The 20,569-nt window shown below is 70.5% G+C and carries 13 protein-coding genes and 1 pseudogene; 9 read left to right on the forward strand and 5 right to left on the reverse strand.

Translation table 11 applies throughout. From position 1 onward, the window contains the following. Positions 1-52 precede the first annotated feature (52 nt). The gene (locus QWI33_RS19880; RefSeq protein WP_289958892.1) at positions 53-3,187 is read left to right on the forward strand and encodes an AfsR/SARP family transcriptional regulator; all 3,135 of its coding nucleotides are present in this window, start codon (positions 53-55) and stop codon (positions 3,185-3,187) included. 15 nt (positions 3,188-3,202) lie between these two features. On the opposite strand, the gene QWI33_RS19885 is transcribed toward QWI33_RS19880, so the two are convergent. Then, entirely contained in the window at positions 3,203-4,060 is an 858-nt protein-coding gene (locus QWI33_RS19885) for a DUF4097 family beta strand repeat-containing protein (RefSeq protein ID WP_289958893.1), read from the reverse strand. A gap of 125 nt (positions 4,061-4,185) precedes the next feature. Then, positions 4,186-4,959 (reverse strand): NAD(P)-binding domain-containing protein, encoded by a 774-nt coding sequence (locus tag QWI33_RS19890; protein WP_289958894.1) that lies wholly within the window; start codon positions 4,957-4,959, stop codon positions 4,186-4,188. A gap of 240 nt (positions 4,960-5,199) precedes the next feature. Between QWI33_RS19890 and xynC the strand changes: the two genes are divergently transcribed. Together xynC and QWI33_RS29430 are read left to right on the forward strand one after the other, a co-directional pair. Continuing rightward, positions 5,200-6,432, forward strand: coding sequence for a glucuronoarabinoxylan endo-1,4-beta-xylanase XynC (gene xynC / locus QWI33_RS19895; RefSeq protein ID WP_435367597.1), 1,233 nt, complete (start codon positions 5,200-5,202; stop codon positions 6,430-6,432). A gap of 84 nt (positions 6,433-6,516) precedes the next feature. Next, positions 6,517-6,741, forward strand: a pseudogene (locus tag QWI33_RS29430) (GNAT family N-acetyltransferase); the annotation flags it as partial. Positions 6,742-6,760: 19 nt separating this feature from the next. Here the strand turns inward: QWI33_RS29430 and QWI33_RS19905 are convergent. Then, positions 6,761-8,164: an AAA family ATPase gene (locus tag QWI33_RS19905; RefSeq protein WP_289958897.1), complete on the reverse strand. Its 1,404-nt coding sequence runs from the start codon at positions 8,162-8,164 to the stop codon at positions 6,761-6,763. Positions 8,165-8,356: 192 nt separating this feature from the next. Here QWI33_RS19905 and QWI33_RS19910 point away from each other — a divergent pair, with 192 nt between their 5' ends. The 5 genes from QWI33_RS19910 (at position 8,357) to QWI33_RS19930 (ending at position 14,980) form a co-directional block, all read left to right on the forward strand. Next, complete coding sequence (locus QWI33_RS19910) at positions 8,357-9,049, forward strand: haloacid dehalogenase type II (RefSeq protein ID WP_289958898.1); 693 nt, start codon at positions 8,357-8,359, stop codon at positions 9,047-9,049. Positions 9,050-9,224: 175 nt separating this feature from the next. Continuing rightward, positions 9,225-11,519: a helix-turn-helix domain-containing protein gene (locus tag QWI33_RS19915; protein ID WP_289958899.1), complete on the forward strand. Its 2,295-nt coding sequence runs from the start codon at positions 9,225-9,227 to the stop codon at positions 11,517-11,519. 182 nt (positions 11,520-11,701) lie between these two features. Next, on the forward strand, positions 11,702-12,823 hold the full coding sequence (locus QWI33_RS19920) for a serine hydrolase domain-containing protein (protein ID WP_289958900.1): 1,122 nt from the start codon (positions 11,702-11,704) through the stop codon (positions 12,821-12,823). A 23-nt stretch (positions 12,824-12,846) separates the two neighbouring features. Then, a complete protein-coding gene (locus tag QWI33_RS19925; protein ID WP_289958901.1) occupies positions 12,847-13,893 on the forward strand; it encodes an alpha/beta hydrolase in 1,047 nt (348 codons plus the stop codon). A 226-nt stretch (positions 13,894-14,119) separates the two neighbouring features. Continuing rightward, complete coding sequence (locus QWI33_RS19930; protein WP_289958902.1) at positions 14,120-14,980, forward strand: LppU/SCO3897 family protein; 861 nt, start codon at positions 14,120-14,122, stop codon at positions 14,978-14,980. A gap of 245 nt (positions 14,981-15,225) precedes the next feature. Here the strand turns inward: QWI33_RS19930 and QWI33_RS19935 are convergent, their stop codons facing one another. Together QWI33_RS19935 and QWI33_RS19940 are read right to left on the reverse strand one after the other, a co-directional pair. Continuing rightward, positions 15,226-17,493, reverse strand: coding sequence for a heavy metal translocating P-type ATPase (locus QWI33_RS19935; RefSeq protein ID WP_289958903.1), 2,268 nt, complete (start codon positions 17,491-17,493; stop codon positions 15,226-15,228). 25 nt (positions 17,494-17,518) lie between these two features. Beyond that, on the reverse strand, positions 17,519-18,502 hold the full coding sequence (locus QWI33_RS19940; protein ID WP_289958904.1) for a DUF8832 domain-containing protein: 984 nt from the start codon (positions 18,500-18,502) through the stop codon (positions 17,519-17,521). 304 nt (positions 18,503-18,806) lie between these two features. Here QWI33_RS19940 and QWI33_RS19945 point away from each other — a divergent pair, with 304 nt between their 5' ends. After that, positions 18,807-20,561 (forward strand): ABC transporter ATP-binding protein, encoded by a 1,755-nt coding sequence (locus tag QWI33_RS19945; RefSeq protein WP_289958905.1) that lies wholly within the window; start codon positions 18,807-18,809, stop codon positions 20,559-20,561. Positions 20,562-20,569 lie beyond the last annotated feature (8 nt).

The raw sequence follows: 20,569 nt of genomic DNA on the forward strand, positions 1-20,569 counted from the left end.
CGGGCTGACAGCGGCGTTGATGGCGTGCGCGCTGATGCGGCAAGATGGGCCGGTGAGAATCGGATTGCTCGGCGCGTTTCAGGTCCAGGTGGGCGACCAGCCCCTCGAGGTCCCGGGGGCGCGGTCGCGGGCGCTGCTCGCGGCGCTGGCGCTGGAGCCGGGCCGGATCGTGCCGCGCTCGCGCCTGGTCGACTGGATCTGGGGTGACGAGCCGCCCGCGGACGAGGCGAACGCCCTGCAGGTCCTGGTGTCCCGCTTGCGCAAAGCGCTCCCCAAGGGCGCGGTCGAGTCGAAGTCGGGCGGGTACCTGCTGGCCGTCGAGCCCGACGCGGTGGACGTGAGCCGCTTCGAGGACCTGGTCGCGCGGGCCCGCAACGCCGATGACGCCGAGAAGGCCGCACTCCTGGGCGCGGCCCTGCAAGAGTGGCGCGGCACCGCTCTCGAAGGCATCGCCCTCTTGGGCAGCAAGGCGTTCGACGCCGTCGTCGTGGGGCTCAACGACCGGTATGTGGCGGTCCTGGGCGACCGCGTGGACGCGGAGGTGCGGCTGGGGCGCGGCGCCGACCTCGTCACCGAGCTCACCGACCTCGTCAACCGGTACCCGATGCGCGAAGGGTTCGTGGCGGCGCTCATGCGGGCGCTCGCCGAAGCCGGACGCGGCGCCGAGGCGCTCACGGCCTACCAGCAGCTCGCCGAACGCCTCGGCGAGGAACTGGGCGTCGACCCCTCCGCGGAGCTCTCGGCCCTGAACATCGCGCTGCTGCGCGGGGAGATCGGCGGGCGCACCGAGAACCGCCGCACCAACCTCCGCTCCGAGCTGACCGCGTTCGTGGGCAAGGACGACGAGGTGGCGGCGGTCGCCGACCTCGCGTCCCGGCACCGCCTCGTCACCCTCCACGGCCCCGGAGGCGCCGGCAAGACCCGCCTCGCCGTCGAGACCGCCCGCACGATGCTCGGCGACCTGCCCGACGGCGCCTGGCTCGTCGAACTCGCCGCGGTCAGCCCAGTCGGCGCGGGCGGCGCCGGAGGCGAACTCGCGCAAGCGGTCCTCACCGCCGTCGGCCTGCGCGACCAGCAGGGCGCCGCGGGCGGCGACGCGACCGACCGGCTCGTGGCCGCGATCCGCGACCGCGTGATGCTCCTCGTCCTCGACAACTGCGAGCACGTGATCGAGGAGGTCTCGGCGTTCACCGACCGGCTCCTCGGCGAATGCCGGTCCTTGCGCATCATCAGCACCAGCCGCGAACCGCTCGGCATCACCGGCGAGGCGCTCTGGCAGGTCGAGCCGCTCGCGCTGCCCGCCGAGGACGCGAGCCCGAAGGAGGCCGCCGCCTCCCCGGCCGTGCGGCTCCTGCGCGACCGCGCCGAAGCCGTGCGCCGCAACATCGGCGGCGACGACGCCACCTTGGCCACCATGGCCCGCATCTGCCGGGCCCTCGACGGCATGCCCCTGGCCATCGAACTCGCCGCCGCCCGCCTGCGCACCATGTCCGTCGACCAGCTCGCCGACCGCATCGACGACCGCTTCCAGCTCCTGACCGGCGGCAGCCGCACCGCGATGGCCCACCACCGGACCCTCCGCGCCGTCGTCGACTGGAGCTGGGACCTCCTCAACGAGGCCGAACGCGAACTCCTCCAGAACCTCGCCGTGTTCACCGGCGGCGTGAGCCTCGAAGCGGCCGAACGGGTCTGCCCCGCAGGCGAATACGCCCTCGACCTGCTCACCGCCCTCACCGAGAAGTCCCTGCTCGTCGCCTACGGCGAGAACGAGCCCCGCTACCGGATGCTCAGCACCATCCGCGAGTACGCGGCCCAGCGCCTCGACGAGGCCGGCGGGACCGAACCGGCCCGCCGGGCCCGCCTCGCCTACCTCAACGCGCTCGCCGAGACCGCCGACCCGCTCCTGCGCAGCGCCGACCAGCTCAAGTGGCTGGCCGCGTTGGAAGCCGAGCACGACAACCTCATCGGGGCCCTGCGGGAGGCGATCGCGGACGGCTGGTCCGAGGACGCGATGGCACTCGCCGGCTCGACCGCCTGGTACTGGTACCTCTCCGGCCGCAAAGCCGAGGGCACCGAGCTGAGCCTCGCCGCGGCCTCGCTGCCCGGCGACGGCGTGCCCGCCGAAGTGCAGGCCCTGGCCTGCACCGCCGTCACGATGTTCCTGACCGCGGGGGCCGGCGGCGACCAGTTCCAGGCGCAGGAGTGGATCGAGCGGGGGCACGACCTCGCGCAGCGCAGCGGCTCCCGCCACCCGCTGCTCGGGTTCACCGAACCGCTGTACCGCATGCTGAAAGCGCCGGACGACTTCCTGTCCGCGTTCGACCCCCTCGTCGACGGCGACGACCCGTGGGTGCGCGCGCAGGCCCGCCTCTCGCGCTGCTGGCTGCGGCTCTCCATCGGCAGCGACGAGACCGACGCGGACGACGAGCTCGCGATCGCGCTCGCCGAGTTCCGCGCCCTCGGCGACCGCTGGGGCATCTCGCAGGCGCAGGCCTTCCGCGCCGAGCGGTTCGCCATGCGCGGCGAGCTCGCCGACGCCTGCCGCACCTACGACGAGGCCGCCACCGCCGAAGCCGAACTCGGCGCCCGGGAGGAGGTGGCCGCCGTGCGCGCCCGGCAGGCGCAGCTGCACTGGCTGCTCGGCGACGAGCGCGCGAGCGCGGCCGCCATGGCCGCCGCCGACCTGGCCGCCGACGGGATCGCCTGGCCCGACACCGCCGCCGAACTGGCCCTGGCGAAGGCGCACCTGGCGCGCTGGCGCGGCGACGCGGACGAGGCGCGGGCGCAGCTCGCGGCCGTCCGGTACCGGCCCGGCGGGCACAGCTCGGGCATCGACCTCATGGTGTCCGACCTGCGCGCCCACCTCGCCGACGACCTCGCCGAGTCCCGCGGGCACCGCCGTGCGGCCTTCGGGGCCGCCGTGAACCTCGGGCACCCGCCGATGATCGCGCAGGCGCTGCACGGCCTCGCGGATCTCGCACTGCGCCAAGGGGACGACGCGGCGGCGGTGCGGCTGCTCGCGGCGGGCGACGCCGTGCGCGGCACCCGGGACCTCTCGCAGCCCGACTACCACCGGATCGCGGAGGCGACGCGGCAGCGCCTCGGCGAACCGGGGTTCGACGAGGCGATGCGCGAGGGGCGTGAGGCGGATTGGAAGGAGCTGGCGGAGGCCGTCCTCGGGGAGTGAAGGGCCGCAACGGTCTTATGCCGCCTTCTGGATCTGCTCCGACCCGGTGACGTTGCGGATGATGACGTCGCCGCCGCTCGTGCGGGCCTTGACCGCGATCTGACGGGCCGCCCCGGCGTGCTGCGACTCGTTGCGCACCAGGCCCGTGGGGGTCTTCGCGTCGAGGCGCGCGTCGGTGCCCTCGGGGACGCCGACCTCGAGCCTGCCGACGGCCGCGTGCAGGTCGATCGGCCCGGCGAGGGCCTCGCCGACGCTGATCGCGCCGATCGCGGTCTTGGCCCGGACCCCGGCGTGCGCGACGCCGACGGTGATGGGCCCCTGGGAGGAGCTGGCCCGCAGGTCGCCGCCGGCTTCGCCGATCCAGGTGTCGCCGCCGATGTTCTTGACCGCGGCCTCGCCGCCGATGCGGGCCGCGCGGAGGTCGCCGCTGCCGCTGATGTCGGCGCTGCCGTGGACGCGGTCGACGGCGATCCGGCCGGCGCTGGTCGCGAGCCGCACTTCGGCGGCCTCGGCGACCTTGATGTCGCCGATGGCGTTCTTGAGGCGGCAGGTGCCGACCGAGCCTTGGACGACGTACTCGCCGTCGGCGGTGTCGCCCTGCACGTTCGAGCCGGTCGGGAGCTGCACGCTGATGCGCACGGACCCGAACTTGCGGGCGAAGGCGGAGCGCAGCTTGGGCTGCCAGACCCGCAGGCGACCGGCCTCGAACTCGACGTTGACCTTGGCGGCGGCCTCGACGTCGAGGGCGCGGCCGGGGTCGATCGGGGCGACGTCGACGACGGTGGTGCCGCGGTCGGCGGCGGTGAAGCGGATGTCGCCCAGGACGATGTCGACGACGGCGGTGACGGGGGCGGGGGTGTCGAAGGTGTGCATGTCGGTGCCTCTTTCGGTGCGGCTCGCTGGCGTGATGCCCCAACGATGGCCCCGCGTCCTGTCACCGGCCTTGCTTCGGCCTGTCACCGCCCCTGACACGCCTCAGCGCATGGCGTATGCACTGTTCACTGCGGCTGCTCGAGGTCGGCGAGGAGCCCGTTGAGGGCGGCTTGCAGGGCAGCGGCGTTGGCGGTGTCGAACCAGGTGGTGCGGATGCGCTCGTTGCTGCCGCCGGGGGTCTCGTGCTCGGCGGCGAGGCGGCCGAGCGGGCGGGACTCGTCGGCGAGCGAGCGGCCGACGCCTTGGAAGAGGCTGCGGACGTACCGGTCAGCGGCTTCGGCCGGGACGCCGTGCCGGGCGGCCCATTCGGTGAGGGCCGCGAGGTAGGCGTAGTGGGTGCTCAGCGTGCTGGAGAGGGAGGAGCACACGTTGTAGGCGGTCGGGTCGGCGACGGGCTGGGCGCCGCCGAGCCGCTCGAAGAGCGCGTCGGCCACCGGGTGGGCGGGGTAGGTGACGGTGACGGACCGCCGTTCGCGCACGGTGGGGAGGGGGATGGCGGCGACGATGTCCGCTTCGGTGTGCAGGAGTTCGCGCAGTTCCTTTTCGGGGACGCCGGGGATGACGTTGACGACCGTGGTCGCGGCGCCGATCCGGAGGCCGGCGAGGGCGTCGTGCCGGTCGGCGCGGCGCACGGCGAGGACGAGGACGTCGGCGTGGTCGGCGACCTCCTGGTTGCTCGCGCGGACCTCGACGTTCGGGTACCGGGCGGCGAGTGCGGCGGCGGTGGCCGCGCCCCGGGGGGAGAGGCTGATCGGCGGCGGCGCGTCGATCCCTTCGCAGAGGCCTTCCACCATGGCGGCGCTGATCTCGCCCACGCCGATGAATCCGATGCGTTCCACTGGGTGCTCCTTCGTGTCGGTCTTGAGGCTAATGCACACCGGACCGGACGGCACCGATCCGAAATATTTTCGACCTTCACCATTGAAGTCTTTCAATATTAATTAGTGTCTGAGCAGGGATTGACACTGTGGAATGGCGAATTTATCCTGATTGTGGCAAACGTTATCTAAGAAATTTTCGGAAAGTTCCCGCCATCAGGAGGAGCAATGGAGCACCACCCGAAACCACCCGAGACCGCCATGTCCAAGCTGAAACGACGGTCCCTGATCACCGCCGGCGCGGCCCTCCCGGTACTCGCCGCCGCCGCACCCGCCGCCGCCCAGACCACCATCCTCGTCGAACCCGGGAACGTCCAGCAGACCATCCAGGGCTTCGGCGGCATGAACCACAGCGTCTGGATCGCCGACCTCACCGCCGCCCAGCGCGACACCGCGTTCGGCAACGGCAGCGGCCAGCTCGGCTTCAGCATCCTGCGCATCCCCGTCCACGAGGACCGCGCCAACTGGAGCCGCGAAGTCGCCACCGCCCAGCGCGCGATCGCCCTCGGCGCCAAGGTCTTCGCCTCGCCCTGGAACCCCCCGGCGCACATGACCGAGTCGTTCTCCGGCGGCAAGCGCCTGCGCTACGACATGTACGACGACTACGTCCAGCACCTCAACGACTTCGACCAGTTCATGGCGTCCAACGGGGTCGACCTCTACGGCATCTCCGTCCAGAACGAACCCGACTACGCGCACGACTGGACCGCCTGGACCCCCCAGGAGATGCTCCGCTTCTGCCGCGAGAACGCCGGCGCCATCGGCACCCGCGTCATCGCCCCCGAATCGTTCCAGTACCGCAAGAACCAGTCCGACCCGATCCTCAACGACCCCCAGGCCCTCGGCAACGTCGACATCATCGGCGCCCACCTCTACGGCACCCAGAACGCCGACCTCCCCTACCCGCTCTTCCAGCAGAAGGGCGGCGGCAAGGAACTCTGGATGACCGAGGTCTACCACCCCAACAGCAGCGACTCCGCCGACCTCTGGCCCGGCGCGCTCGACACCGGCGAGCACATGCACCGCGCGCTCGTCTACGGCCGCTTCCAGACCTACGTCTGGTGGTACATCCGCCGCAGCTACGGCCCCATGCGCGAAGACGGCCGGATCAGCAAGCGCGGCGCCAACATGGCCCACTTCTCCAAGTGGGTGCGCCCCGGCTACCAGCGGATCACGGCCACCGCGAACCCCCAGGCCAACGTCTACATCACCGCGTTCAAGAGCGGCGCCAGGATCGTCATCGTCGCCATCAACAAGAACGCCTCGTCGGTGTACTTCCCGTTCACCGTCCAAGGCGGCGGCAACGCCACCGTCGCGACCTGGCTGACGGACGCGAACAACACCCTCGCGGCCTCCTCCTCCCCCACCATGACCAACGGCTCATTCGGCGCCCAGCTCCCCGCGCGCAGCATCCGCACCTTCGTCATCAACTAGCCGGGTGAGAACCCGCCCGAAGGGGTACTCCACAGGTTCGAAGCGGGCGCCCGCGAGGGCGCCCGCCCATCCGAAGGAGGACCCATGGCCGTGCAGGAGCGCCTCACCGTCCACGTCACCGACGCGCCCGACCAGAGCCGCTACGAAGCGCGGGTCGACGGCGAACTGGTCGGGTACACCGAATACCGCCACCACGACGGTACGACCATGCTCGCCCGGACCGAGGTTCCCGCGGAACTCCAGAACAAGGGCATCGGCGCCGCGCTCGCGCGGTTCGCGATCGAAGCGGCGCGCAAGGCCGGCAAGCAGATCGAACCCGCCGACCCGTTCATCGCGGGCTGGATCGAACGCCACCCCGAGTACGCCGAGATGGTGCACGAGAAGGCGGTCCGCCTCGGCGAAGAGGACTTAACCCCGGCGGTTTCTCGGAGCGCAGTTCGGAGCGCAGCTCGGCCCACCGCTCGAGCCGCTCGCCCACGCGCGCCTCGTTCCCGTTGCGGGTCGGCCGGTAGAACCGCTGCCGGTCCATGCCCTCGGGGAAGTAGTCCGCGCCCGAGAAGCCGTTCTCGCTGTCGGGGTCGTACTGGTAGCCCTTGCCGTAGCCGATGTCCTTCATCAGGCGGGTCGGGGCGTTGAGTATGTGCGGGGGCGGGGCGAGCGAACCGGTCCGCTTCGCGGCGCGCACCGCCTCCCCGAAACCGCGGTAGACCGCGATCGACTTCGGCGCGGTCGCGAGGTAGACGACGGCCTGCGCGATCGCCAGCTCCCCCTCCGGCGAACCCAGCCGCTCGTACACGTCCCACGCCGCCAGCGCCTGCTGCACGGCCTGCGGGTCGGCGATCCCGATGTCCTCGTTGGCGAACCGCACGATCCGGCGGGCGATGAACAGCGGGTCCTCCCCGCCGTCGAGCATCCGCGCGAGCCAGTACAGGGCCGCGTCCGGGTCGGAGCCGCGCATCGACTTGTGCAGCGCCGAGATGAGGTTGTAGTGGCTCTCCTGGGTCTTGTCGTAGAGCGGCGCCCGCTTCTGGACGGCCTCCGCCAGCGATGCCGTATCGAGCGGCGGCGTCCCCTCCGGCAGCTCCTGCAGCTGCTCGACCATGTTGAGCAGGTACCGCCCGTCGCCGTCGGCCATCGCCACGAGCGACCCGCGCGCCTGCTCGTCGAGCGGGACGGGCCGCACCTCCTGCTCGGCGCGGGCCAGGAGCGTCTCGAGCGCGGCGGTGTCGAGCCGGTGCAGCACGAACACCTGGCAGCGGGAGAGGAGCGCGCCGTTGAGCTCGAAGCTGGGGTTCTCGGTGGTGGCGCCGACGAGGATGATCGTGCCGTCCTCGACGTACGGCAGGAAGCCGTCCTGCTGGGCGCGGTTGAACCGGTGGATCTCGTCGACGAACAGGAGCGTGCCCTGTCCCGTCTCGCGGCGCTGTCGCGCGGCGGCGAAGACCTTCCGCAGGTCGGCGACGCCGGAGAACACGGCTGAGAGCGGTTCGAACGCGAGGTCGGTCTCCTCGGCGAGCAGCCGCGCGATGGTGGTCTTCCCGCACCCGGGCGGGCCCCATAGGATCGTCGAGACGGGTTTCCCGCGGGCGACCATGCGTCCGAGCGGCGCGTCGGGGGCCAGCAGGTGGTCCTGGCCGACGACCTCGGCGAGCGCGCGCGGACGCAGCCGGTCGGCGAGGGGCCTGGGCGGTTCATCCCCGAACAGCGGCAATGCGGGCGCCGGTTCACTCATGTCACCACCGTATCGCCGGGGTATGACATACGGTGCGAACGTGAGCGGATGCCGCCTTCGCGCGGCGCGACCGCTCGCGGCATCGAGCGAGGGCCCGGGCGAAGCGGCCCGGGCCCGGGTTACGGTTGCCGCGCTCGACCGATACGGCGGCATGTGCCGGGATCGGCGGCTCCGAAACGGATGGGGGCATTCATGACCGAGATCCGCGACATCGAAGTGGTCGTCTTCGACGTGCTCGGCACGCTGGTCGACGAACCGGACGGCATCGGAGGGGCGATCCGCGAAGCGCTCCCGGACGCCGACCAGGCCCGCGTCGACGACCTCGTCGCCCTGTGGCAGCGGCATGTGGAGGGCGAGCAGGCCCGCATCGCACGCGGCGAGCGCGCGTACGCCACCACCGAGGTCATCGACGCCGAAGCGGCGCACGCGGTGGCCGAGCGGGCGGGGATCGCGGACGCGGGGGTCATCGCGAGGCTCGCGACGGCCGGCCAGCGGCTCGCCCCCTGGGAGGACACGGTCGCCGGTCTTGAGCGGCTGGCGTGGCACTTCCCGATCATCGGCCTCTCCAACGCCGGCCGCGCGGCGCTGCTGCGGCTCAGCGCCTTCGCGGGTCTGCGGTTCCACCAGGCGCTCTCGAGCGAATCGGCCGGGGCGTACAAGCCCGCGCCGGAGGTGTACCGGCTCGCGCTCGACGCGGCCGGGTGCGCGCCCGACCGCGTCCTGATGGTCGCGGCGCACGCCTGGGACCTGCGCGGCGCGCAGGCGTGCGGCATGCGCACGGCCTACATCGGCCGGGCGGTCGGCGACCCGCCGAAGGACACCGACACGTTCGACGGCCACTTCGACGGGCTCGAAGCGCTGACACTCGCCCTCATCGCCGAGTAGTCGGCCTGTCCCTCAACGAGGTCGGGACACCGGAGCTCCCTTGAATCCGCGTATGATTGTCCACCAGTCTGCGAATTCACACCCCGACAACGAACTCGCGGCAAACGTCCGGTTCCGGGCCAAGCTCCCCAGTGCAGACCCGGGACGACCCTTACCCTCAGAGGGACGATGCCCTGTGACCTTCGGTGAGATGTTGCGGCGCTTGCGAGAGCGAGCGGAACTGACACAAGAGCGCTTGTCGATCCTTTCCAACGTGAGTGTCAGGACCATCAGCGCTCTTGAGCGCGGCGGCCGCCGCCGCGCTCCGACGATGAGCACGTTGCGGAGTTTGGCCGACGCGCTGGAACTCGAAGGGCTCGAACGGGACCGATTCTTCGCGGCCGCGGCCGGCCGTCCAGTGCCGCCGCTCGAGGAGCCCGAGTTCGTCGCTCCGGGAGGCAAGAAGGCGTCCGTACCGGAACCACTGGTCAAGGCCACTGCACGGCTCGCGGCCGCGCTCAAGGAGCGATGGGCGCAGGAGGAGGAGCATCACAAGGTCCAGGATCCGGTCCCACTCCCGGTGCATTGGGAGGGGATGTCGTCGGAGCACATGGACTCCTGGGCGAACATTCACCGAGCAAGGGGCGGGGAGGCGGCGCCGCCGCTGGAATTGACCGGCCGACTCGAGGATATCGCCGACTTCTACCGGCGGATCCCTTCCGGGAGACTGGTCGTGGTCGGTCGACCGGGGGCCGGGAAGACGACGCTGACCCTGCGGTTCGTACTGCAGATGTTGCAGACTCGCTCGCCTGGCGACGCGGTGCCGGTCATCTTCGGCATCGAGTCGTGGAGCCCTGCCACCACGAACCTGCGCGGCTGGTTGACCGCGCAGCTGCTGCGCGATTACACGTGGCTCGGCACCGCCACAGAGCCCGGCGGACCGGTGTTGGCCGCGTCCCTGGTGAACGAGGGACTCATTCTGCCGGTCCTCGACGGCTTCGACGAGATCAGCTCTGAACGGCATCGTGATGTGCTCGAGGCGCTCAACAGTTCCCAGATGCCGCTGTTTCTGACCAGCCGCACGGAGGACTATCGGGACGCCGTCGCGAACGTCGATGTGCTGACTTCGGCAGCCGGGGTCGAACTTGCCGATCTGACCGTCGGAGACCTGGAGGAGTACCTGCCGCGTACCACCGTCAGGACCAGGGACGGAATTCCCTTGTGGACTCACGTGCTGGACCGCCTCAAGGAGGAACCGCGAAGCGAGGCCGCCGACAACCTCGCGGCAGTGCTGGCCACGCCTCTCATGGTCTATCTGGCCCGCGTGGTGTACAGCGACAACGGCGGCCCTGATCAAGACGAACGCCACCCCTCCGAACTGCTCGACATCGAGAAGTTCCCGAATGCGGCCGCCGTCGAAACGCACCTGCTGGGCAATCTCGTCCCCGCGGTCTACCGGCCCCGCGGGGACCCGCGGTTCGAATCCGAGGACGTGCAGCGATGGCTCGGCCACCTCGCCGACCACTTGGACCGCCTCAAGACCCAGGATCTCGCCTGGTGGCAGTTGGGCACGTCCATACGCAGGCGCAACCGCATGATGCTCATCGCGATCACTGTCGCACCGGTCTTCGGGTTCGTGGACATGATCGTGGAAGCGCTCCTGCTCAGGCAGCGGATCGGGTTTGCGCTCTCGATCGCAGTGGCGCTCGGCATCGTGGCCGGCGTGGCGTTCGGGCTCGCGCACGGGCTCGTCTCCGGAAGCCGCAGCAGGCCGGTCGAACCGTCGCGCATCCGCATCCGCATTCGTGAACCGAAGGAACTCCCGTGGAAGGACGCCGCCCACCGGTTCAGAACCGGTCTCGTGGGCGGCCTCGTGACGGGGGTCGGGTACGGCGTCCTACGCGCGGCCATCTACGTGTCCGCCCTCGGCCGTGACCCCCTGCAGGCCATCGTGGGAGGACTCCTGGATGCGGCCGTGTTCGGACTCATATTCGGGCTGACGGCCGGGCTCACGTTCGGGCTCATGGCATTGTGCGAGGCACCGCTCGACCCCAAGTCCGTCGCCAGTCCCGAAGACCTGATGCGCGCCGACCGTGCGACGACCGCCGCCCGGGTGCTGCTGCTCGGTCTGGCGTTCGCTGTCGCCCTCCCGTTCACCGGCTGGCTCATTGTCACGCTCCTGCAGCAGCTGCCGCAGATATGGGGCCGCGAACTCCTTTGGGACCCGAGGTCCGGGCTCGCCATCGGCCTGATCGGAGGGATCGGCGGAGGCGCCGCTTACGCGCTCAGCCTGACCGCTTGGGGCCAATGGCTCGTGTTCGGCCGCATATGGCTGCCGCTGACGCGACGCCTTCCTTGGGTGGTACGCGACTTCCTCAAAGACGCCTACAACCGCGGCGTGCTCCGACGCGTCGGCGTGGTCTACCGCTTCCGGCACGAGCGGCTGCAGGACCATCTCGCCGAGACCTACCGGTCAAGACGCTCGATCTGACTCTGTTTCCCCTGATCAACCGGACCGGACACAGATGGCCGGTCGATGACCTGGAGTTGACCGGCCGTCCGACTCGATGATCGATGGCATCGAGGGGCCGGCTCCGGTCCGCGACAGGAATCGGTGGACCGGCCGGTATCGCTACCCGACCGGCGGTCCGCCCAGGCGAACAGAGGACAACTGTGAGAAGGAAATTCAAGTGGCTGCTGGCGACCGCACTCGCGGTCATTGCCGCGTCGGCGCCAGCCGCACCGGCGCAAGCGGCCGACCACACCCGAACCCAAACGCTGCTGCAACAGTACCTGCAACACGGCGGACCCGGCGCCGCCGTCTACGCGGGTGACGGCATCGACGCATGGACGCTGACGAGCGGATCCGCTTCCGCGACCGCCGACCGCCCCATCACCCCGACCGACCACTTCCGGGCCGCCAGCCAGACCAAGACCTTCACCGCGGCGGTCGTGCTCCAGCTCGTCGACGAAGGCCTGGTCGACCTGGACGCTCCGATCGAACGGTACCTGCCGGGAGTCGTCGCGGGGAACGGCTACGACGGCGAGGCCATCTCCGTGCGGCAGCTCCTCCAGCACACCAGCGGCGTCGCGAGGGACGTGAACGGCGCGAAGCCCGGGGCCGACGGCACCTTCTCGCTCGCCGAACTGGTCCGGGCGGGGCTGAGCCGGCCGCCGCTCTTCGCCCCCGGCACGGGATTCGGCTACTCCAACGTCAACTACCACCTCACCGGGATGCTGATCGAACGCCTTACCGGCCGAACCGTCTCCGAGGCGATCACCGAACAGATCATCGAACCGCTCAACCTGACCGGCACCTCCTTCCCGGGGCCGGGAGACCGAACCCTCCCCGCTCCCCACGTTCCCGGCTATCAGGGCGGACGGCTCGGACCGTTCTTCTACTGGTACGAGACCACTTTCAACCTTGAGATGTCGTTCGCCGGCTCCGCAGGGGCGATCACGTCGACCTTGACCGACCTGGCGGCATTCCAGCGGGCCCTCGCCGACGGCGAGGTCGTCTCGTACGAGACCCTGGCCGAGATGCGCGAGACCGCCACGACTCCGGCGGAGTTCGGTGACGGCTACGGGCTCGGTCTCATGCGGCTGGAGCTGTCCTGCGGCGGCGAGGCCTGGGGCCATGCCGGCGACCTCACCACCGGCCATTCGTCGGTGACCATGGTGACCGACGACGGCCGCTTCGCCTCACTGATGACCAACACGATCGTCTGGAACTCCAACGAGCCGACCCGGTACGACGTGGTCGACGCCGCGCTGTGCGAGGGGGTGTCGGCATGAGGCCGCTGTCGAAGACTCCCGCGATGACCGCCGCACTGCTCGGCATCGTGGCATCGGCCGGGCTCGTCGAACCCGCGGCGCACGCGACGACCGCGCCCCCGCAGTTCACCGACGCCTTCGGGCTCACCGTGATCGACCAGTCCGACTGGCTGGGTGAGGGCGGACGCACCTTCACCGTCACCGTGGCGACGGAGGAAGTCCCTGCCTACCAGGTGATGCCGGGACAGGTTTCGGACGAGCACGTCATCATGGTCACTCTGCCGACCGGGTACGACGAGGCTGCCGACTACCCGGTGCACTACACCCTCCACGGAGCCGGCGAGTACCCGCTCACCCAAAGGCACAAGGAGATCGTCGAGCAGTCGACTGAAGATGCCCAGCTGATCACCGTCACCCCGAACGGGGGAGGGCGCGGCTGGTACACCGACTGGGTGAACCCCGGCAGGCTCGGCCCGCAGAACTGGGAGAGCTTCCACCTCGACCAGCTCGTGCCGTTCATCGACGAGAACCTGTCCACGATCGCCGCCAAGGAGGGTCGCGCGATCTCGGGCCACTCGATGGGCGGTTTCGGAGCACTGCACTATGCCGAGCGACGGCCCGACCTGTTCGACTACGTGGGAAGTTTCTCCGGCGACCTCGACCTGCTGAACCAGGCGATGCGCGCGGCCGTGGTGGCCTCTACCCAGCTGGCCTCGCACGGCACGCCGACGGTGGCCCCTGACGCGATCTTCGGCCCGCCGATCTGGCCGTTCGACGGCGTATGGAATCGGGAAAGCCCCGCGCAGCACGTCGAATCCCTGCGCGGCAAGGTAATCGCCTTGTACAGCGGTGACGGCGGCGATATGGCCGTCGATCCGCTCCAGGCCGTCGCAGAGCGTTTCGTCTGGCAGACGGCCGTCGTGACCGCGGACAACCTCACTGCGGCGGGCATCCCGTTCCAGTTCCTGGATTACGGCGACGGCGGCGATTGGGCGCCGGGCTGCACCGGCAAGCACAACCAGAGGGCTTGCCTCCAAGCGGATATGGACCATTTCGTTTCGCTCGTCACGGACCACATCCAGCACCCGTGAGACGGCTGCCGTGCGGCAGTCGTTCCGCCGCAGGGCAACCTCACCAGCCTCCACCCGAAAAAACGGCGCACCGGCCGCCAATGCCCATGCCGGTGACCGCGTCCGACCGCTTTGCCTGGCGGTCGGACGCGGCTAGAAATTCGGAGTCCTCATGACGAATCAAGTATCGAAGTCGAACCCCGGCGGTGACGACGCGGCCGAAAAACCGACGGTCAGGAACGTTGGCATGGCAGTGCTGGTCGAGCTGCTGGCCGGTGCAGTGCTCGCCTTCATCGGCCTGGACTTCGACAAGGAGGACACGCCTCCGCCCTCGCCGACCTACCCGCCTACCCAGGGCCCCAGCGAAATCGCCACCACCGCAGGCCCGATCGAGACGCCCTCATCCTCGCCCTCACCCACCCCGGAAACGCCGCCGACCGATCCCTTCGCCGACCTCGGCATCGGCGACTGCCTGTACAACCTCGGCAGTCCCGACGACTTCGAATTGGAGCCCACCGATTGCGAGCCCGGCGACTTCGAGGTGGTCGAGGTCTTCAGCGATTCCGGTGGCACCGGCGCCTGCAACGGAATCCCCGGATCGGTGTACGGCTACGACCACGGACACGGCTCGGTCTACTGCCTGAGCTACCTCCACCCATGGGGGGATGCGTACTACGCGGGCGAGGGCCAATGCTTCACGAAGGCAGGTGACGGGACCTACGAGATCACCGGATGCGCGGAGGGAACAGTCCAGGTCCTTGAACGATTCTGGGGAAGCAGCAGTGCGGACCCCTGCACTGAGCGGGAGTTCTACAGCGGCTCGATCGTCTTCGAAGGATACGGCGAAGGGCAGGACGCGAAGCTGTGCACCAGGGTCCGATACCCGGATGACATCGGATACGCCCAGCAGCACGGCTGCCTGTACGCGGGCGGACCGGAGGATGCGATGACCTTCGAGTCCGTCGACTGCGACCAGGCGAACGTCTACGTCACCGGCCGCTCGGCCGTTTACCAGGACACCGGTTTCTGCGACGGATACGGCTGGGCCACTTGGCAGAGCGACGCCTTCCCCGAGTACGCGTACACCGTCTGCTTCGCCTGGTTCTAGCAAGGCGGCTTCGCCGGCCCGCTGCCGTTGGGCCGGTCGGCCCAACGGCAGCGGGCCGCAGAAGATCTCGTGACCCTCACGACGAACCGGCCGCCGCGGCGCTTGCACTCTTTCGAGTGACAAGCGGGCCGCGGCGGCCGGTTCTTGTCGTACCCGGGCGGGACGATCGGCGCTACAAGTCTCTTCCCCTCCAATGGTGGGTGGGGGTTCGTGGACGGTAGAACGCCGGGACCATCACCGCCGCATCAGGTCTCGCGCGCGCCGCTCTTGAACGACCTGAGCCGCAGGCTGTTGCCGACCACGAACACGCTCGAGAACGCCATCGCCGCACCCGCGAGCATCGGGTTCAGCAACCCGAGCGCCGCCAGCGGGATCGCGGCCACGTTGTAGGCGAAGGCCCAGAACAGGTTGCCCTTGATCGTGCCGAGCGTCCTGCGCGACAAGCGAATCGCGTCGGCCGCCGACCGCAGGTCGCCGCGCACGAGCGTCAGGTCGGCGGCCTCGATCGCCACGTCCGTCCCGGTGCCCATCGCCAGGCCGAGGTCGGCCTTGGCGAGCGCCGCCGCATCGTTCACGCCGTCGCCGACCATCGCCACGACCCGGCCCTCGGCCTGCAGCCGCGCCACCTGGTCGACCTTGTCCTGCGGCATGACCTCGGCGATCACCTCGTCGATGCCGACCTCGGCCGCGATCCGCTCCGCGACGGCCTTGTTGTCCCCGGTCAGCAGCACCGGGGTCAGGCCGAGCGCCTTGAACTGCTCGATCGCCTCGGCGCTGGTGGGCTTGACGGTGTCCGCGACGATGAGCACGCCGCGCGCCTCGCCGTCCCAGCCGACCGCGACGGCGGTCTTCCCTTCGCGTTCGGCGTCGGCCTTCGCTTCGGACAGTTCGGGACTCAGCTCGAGCGTCCAGTCGGCGAGCAGTGCTTCGCGCCCGACGACGATGAGGTGGCCGTCCACGACCCCTTGCACGCCTTTGCCTTCGATGTTCTTGAAGTCCTCGACGGCAGGCAGTGCGCCCTCGGCGGCGGCGGCCTTCGCGATCGCCTGCGCGACAGGGTGCTCCGAGGCGTGCTCGAGCGCGCCGGCGAGCCGCAGCAGCTCGGCGCGGTCGGTGCCCGCCTCCGGGAGGGCCCCGGTGAGGGTCATCTTGCCGGTGGTCACGGTGCCGGTCTTGTCGAGCACGATCGTGTCGACGCGCCGCGTGGACTCCAGGACCTCCGGGCCCTTGATGAGCACGCCCATCTGCGCGCCGCGCCCGGTGCCGACGAGCAGCGCGGTCGGCGTCGCCAGGCCCAGTGCGCAGGGGCAGGCGATGATGAGGACGGCGACCGCGGCGGTGAACGCGGCCGCAGTCGGGTAGCCCGCGCCGAGCCAGGACCCGAGGGTCGCGACCGCGATCGCGATGACGACGGGCACGAAGATCCCCGCGACCCTGTCGGCGAGGCGCTGGACCTCGGCCTTCCCGGACTGGGCGTCCTCGACGAGCCGCGCCATCTGCGCGAGCTGGGTGTCGCCGCCGATCGCGGTGGCGCGCACGACGAGCCGTCCGCCCGCGTTGACCGTGGCGCCGGTGACGGCGTCGCCTTCCCCGACTTCGACGGGCACCGATTCGCCGGTGAGCATGGAGGCGTCCACGGCGGAGGTGCCGGAGGTGATCACGCCGTCGGTGGCGACCTTCTCCCCCGGGCGGACGACGAACTCGTCGCCGACGGCGAGGTCCTTGATCGGCACGCGGGTCTCCGCGCTGCCGCGCAGGATCGCGACGTCCTTGGCGCCCATGTGGAGCAGGGCCCGCAGTGCCGCGCCGGCCTGCCGCTTGGAGCGCTTCTCGAAGTAGCGTCCGGCGAGCACGAACATGGTGACCCCGGCCGCGACCTCGAGGTAGATGTTGCCCGCGCCGTCACTCGGTTCGACGGTGAGCTCGAACGGGTGCGTCATGCCCGGGGTCCCGGCGGTGCCGAGGAACAGGGCGTACAGGGACCAGGCGAACGCGGCGAGGGTGCCGACCGAGACGAGCGTGTCCATGGTGGCGGCGCCGTGGCGAAGGTTGAGGAAGGCGGCCTTGTGGAACGGCCAGGCCGACCACAGGACCACGGGCCAGGCGAGCGCCAGGGACGCCCACTGCCAGTAGTCGAACTGGAGGGCCGGGACCATCGACATGGCGATGACGGGCACGGTGAGGACGATCGCGCCGATGAGCCGCTGGCGCAGGGAGTCCAGCTCCGGGTCGGGCCGCTCGCCGGCGTCGTCCGCTGCGGACTCCTCGGGTTCGGGGGGCAGGGGGAGGGCCGCGGTGTAGCCGGTCTTCTCGACGACCGCGATGAGCTCGGCCGGGTCCAGCCCTGCGGGGGCCTCGATGCGGGCCTTCTCGGTGGCGTAGTTGACGGTGGCGGTGACGCCCTCGACCTTGTTGAGCTTCTTCTCGATCCGCATCGCGCAGGAGGCGCAGGTCATGCCGCCGATCTCGAGTTCAATGCGGTCGACCGGGCCGGGGGGCAGTGCAGTGGTCATGGTCGTCCTTCCTCTCTCGTGCGGATCAGTGGCCGTGGCCGTCGGTGCCGTGGTCGTCGGACTCGGACGGCTCCTCGGTCGGCGCTTCGGTCGTGCCCTCACTGGGTTCGGACTCCTGGCCACCGCCGGCGCTCTCGGCCGTGTCGACCACGAACGCCGCGCTGTGGACCTGGCCCGCGACCTGGAAGTCGAAGTACAGGAAGTACCGGCCCGCGGTGGGCACCTCGGTCGCGAACTCGACGGCGGGTCCGCTCAGGTCGCCCGCCTGCGGCGCTTCGCCTTCGGGGTGCACGTGGAGGTAGGCGAGGTCGCCTTCGCGCAGGGCCACGAGGTGGCCGAACGCGCCGAGGTAGGGCTCCAGCTCCTCAACGGGCCGCCCGTCGCGGGTCACCGAGGCCGTGACCTCGGAGGCGGCGCCCGCGGTGAGGTCGCCGTCAAGGGTGACGGTGAAGCCGTCGACCTCGGTGCTCAGCGACGGTCCTGCGGCGATCTGGGGTCCGAAGTCCCCCGCGACCTCGACGGTGCGGGTCAGGGTGAGGTCCTCGCCGCCTTCGGGGACGAAGTCGGCGTAGACGCGGTAGGAGCCGGCCGCGTCCCAGGTCCAGGGGAGCGACCAGGTGCCGTCGGCGCCGAGTTCGGGGTGCACGTGGCGGAAGTGGCTGCCATCGGTGCGGACCACGATGAGGTGGAGCTCCTTCTCGTGGGAGACGGCGTAGTCGGTGAGCGGCGCGCCGTCCGCGCCGGTGATCTGGAAGGCGAGTTCGCCGTCCTCGCCGATCCCGGCCGGGGCGCTTACCTGGCTGAGCAGGTAGCCGTCCTGCTCGATGGCGAGACCGCCCACGGCGGGGGCTTCGCCGTCGCCGCTGCCGTGGCCGCCGTCGTGGCCGGACTGCTCGTTCCAGTCGTCGGCGGCGCCGTCGGGGGCGACGAGCGCGGCCGTGCCGAACGCGGCCGCGAACAGCACCGCGAGTCCTCCGCCGTAGAGGCCGAGGCGTGTACCGGTGTTCATAGCGTTCCTCCCGCTCCGATGATACCCCCTTAGGGTATCCGCATAGTTCATATTTTTACCCCCTGGGGGTATCAAAGTCAAGCCGGGAACCGAGACGTGAGGCACGAAACAGCGCATCCGGGCACGGCCTGTGACCTACCCGTAAAGCGGAGGCGCTTCGCGGCGGCCGGGGCTATGGTCGAGGGCGGTGACCTCGCGTAACCGGCGCATCGCGCGGCACCATGCGGCACCGGGCACCCATCCCATCCGAGTTCCGTTGCCGCCCAACCTGAACCCTCCAATCGAACACGGGGCCATTGCTGCAATGGAATCCATCACCCTCGACGGGAAACGTCCACTCGCCTCGATCGCACGAGCGCTCCGACCCCGGAGGGCGCAGCTCGCCCTCGCCGCGGGCGTCTTCGCGGTCAAAGACAGTCCCACCTGGCTCATGCCGGTCATCACCGGCGCCGCCGTCGACGCGGTCGTGCGCGGCGGACCGATATCGACACTCGGCTGGCTCGCCATCGGCGCCGCCGTCCTCGTCATCCAGAACGCCTTCACCCACGTGTGGTTCACCCGCCTCTACATGGGTGCGGTGCGCTCCCTCGGCGCCGGCTTCCGCAATGCGCTCGCGGCACGGCTGCAACTCCTGTCCATCGGCTTCCACTCGCGGTCGAACGCCTCGATCATCCAGAGCAAGGTCGTGCGCGACGTCGAGAACGTGGAGATGATGTTCGCCCAGTCGGGCGGGCCGTTCCTCTCGGCCGTGTTCGTCTTCGCGGGCGCGATCACCATGACCGCGCTGACCGTGCCGCAGTTCCTGCCGGTGTTCGCGCTCTCCATCCCGTGCGGCTTCGGCGTCTGGTGGTTCACGCGCCGCCGCTCGCGCGAGCGCAACGAGGAGTTCCGGCGCGAGATGGAGGTCTTCTCCGCGCGGGTCGGCGAGATGGCCGCGCTCATGCCGATCACGCGCGCGCACGGGCTCGAGCACGTGGCGACCGGGCGGGTCGCGGAGGTCGCAGAAGAGGTGCGGCACCGCGGGCTGCGGCTCGACGTCGTCAACGGCCGCTTCGGCGCCGCCAGCTGGGTCACCATGCAGCTCTTGTCGGTCGGCTGCCTGCTGCTGGCCGCCACCGTGGCCGTGATGGAGTGGGCGCCGATCTCGGCCGGGCAGGTCGTGGTGCTCGGCACCTACTTCTCGATGCTCACCGGCTCGGTCGGCTCCGTGCTCAACCTGATCCCGGTGACCGCGCGCGGCACCGAGTCGGCGCGGTCGATCGCCGAAGTGCTCGAGGACCCCGACGTCGAGTACAACGAAGGAAAGCCCACTGTGGACCGAGTGGAGGGGCGCATCGAACTCCGCGGGGTCACGGTGCGGTACCCGGACGGCGGCGAGCCCGCGCTGGACGCGGTGGACCTCGACATCGCGGCGGGCAGGACCGTTGCGCTCGTGGGCCCTTCGGGTTCGGGCAAGTCGACGCTGATGAACACCGTGCTCGGCCTGATCCGGCCCGCGGGCGGGAAGGTGCTGCTCGACGGCGCCGACATGGAGGCCCTGGACATGCGGTCGGTGCGCCGGCACGTGTCGGTGGTGCCGCAGGACTCGGTGCTGTTCGAGGGCTCGGTGCGGGACAACATCACGTACGGGCTGGGGCCGGTCGACGACGAGGCGGTGCGGCGGGCGCTGCGCGACGCGAACGCGCTGGAGTTCGTGGAGGGCCTGCAGGACGGCTGGAACACGGTGGTCGGGGAGCGGGGCGCGCGGCTTTCGGGCGGGCAGCGCCAGCGGCTCTCGATCGCGCGGGCGCTGATCCGCGACCCGCGGATCCTGTTCCTCGACGAGGCGACGAGCGCGCTGGACTCGGAGTCGGAGCGGCACATCCAGGGCGCGCTCGAGACGCTGATGCGCGGGCGGACCACGCTGGTCGTGGCGCACCGGCTGAGCACGATCCGCAGCGCGGACATGATCGTGGTCATGGACCACGGGCGGATCATCGAGCAGGGCACGCACGATGAGCTGCTCGAACGCTCGGGCCGGTACGCGCGGACCTGGGGAGTGCAGCACGCGGCGGCGTGAGCCGGAGG

The organism is Glycomyces tritici (assembly GCF_030403505.1).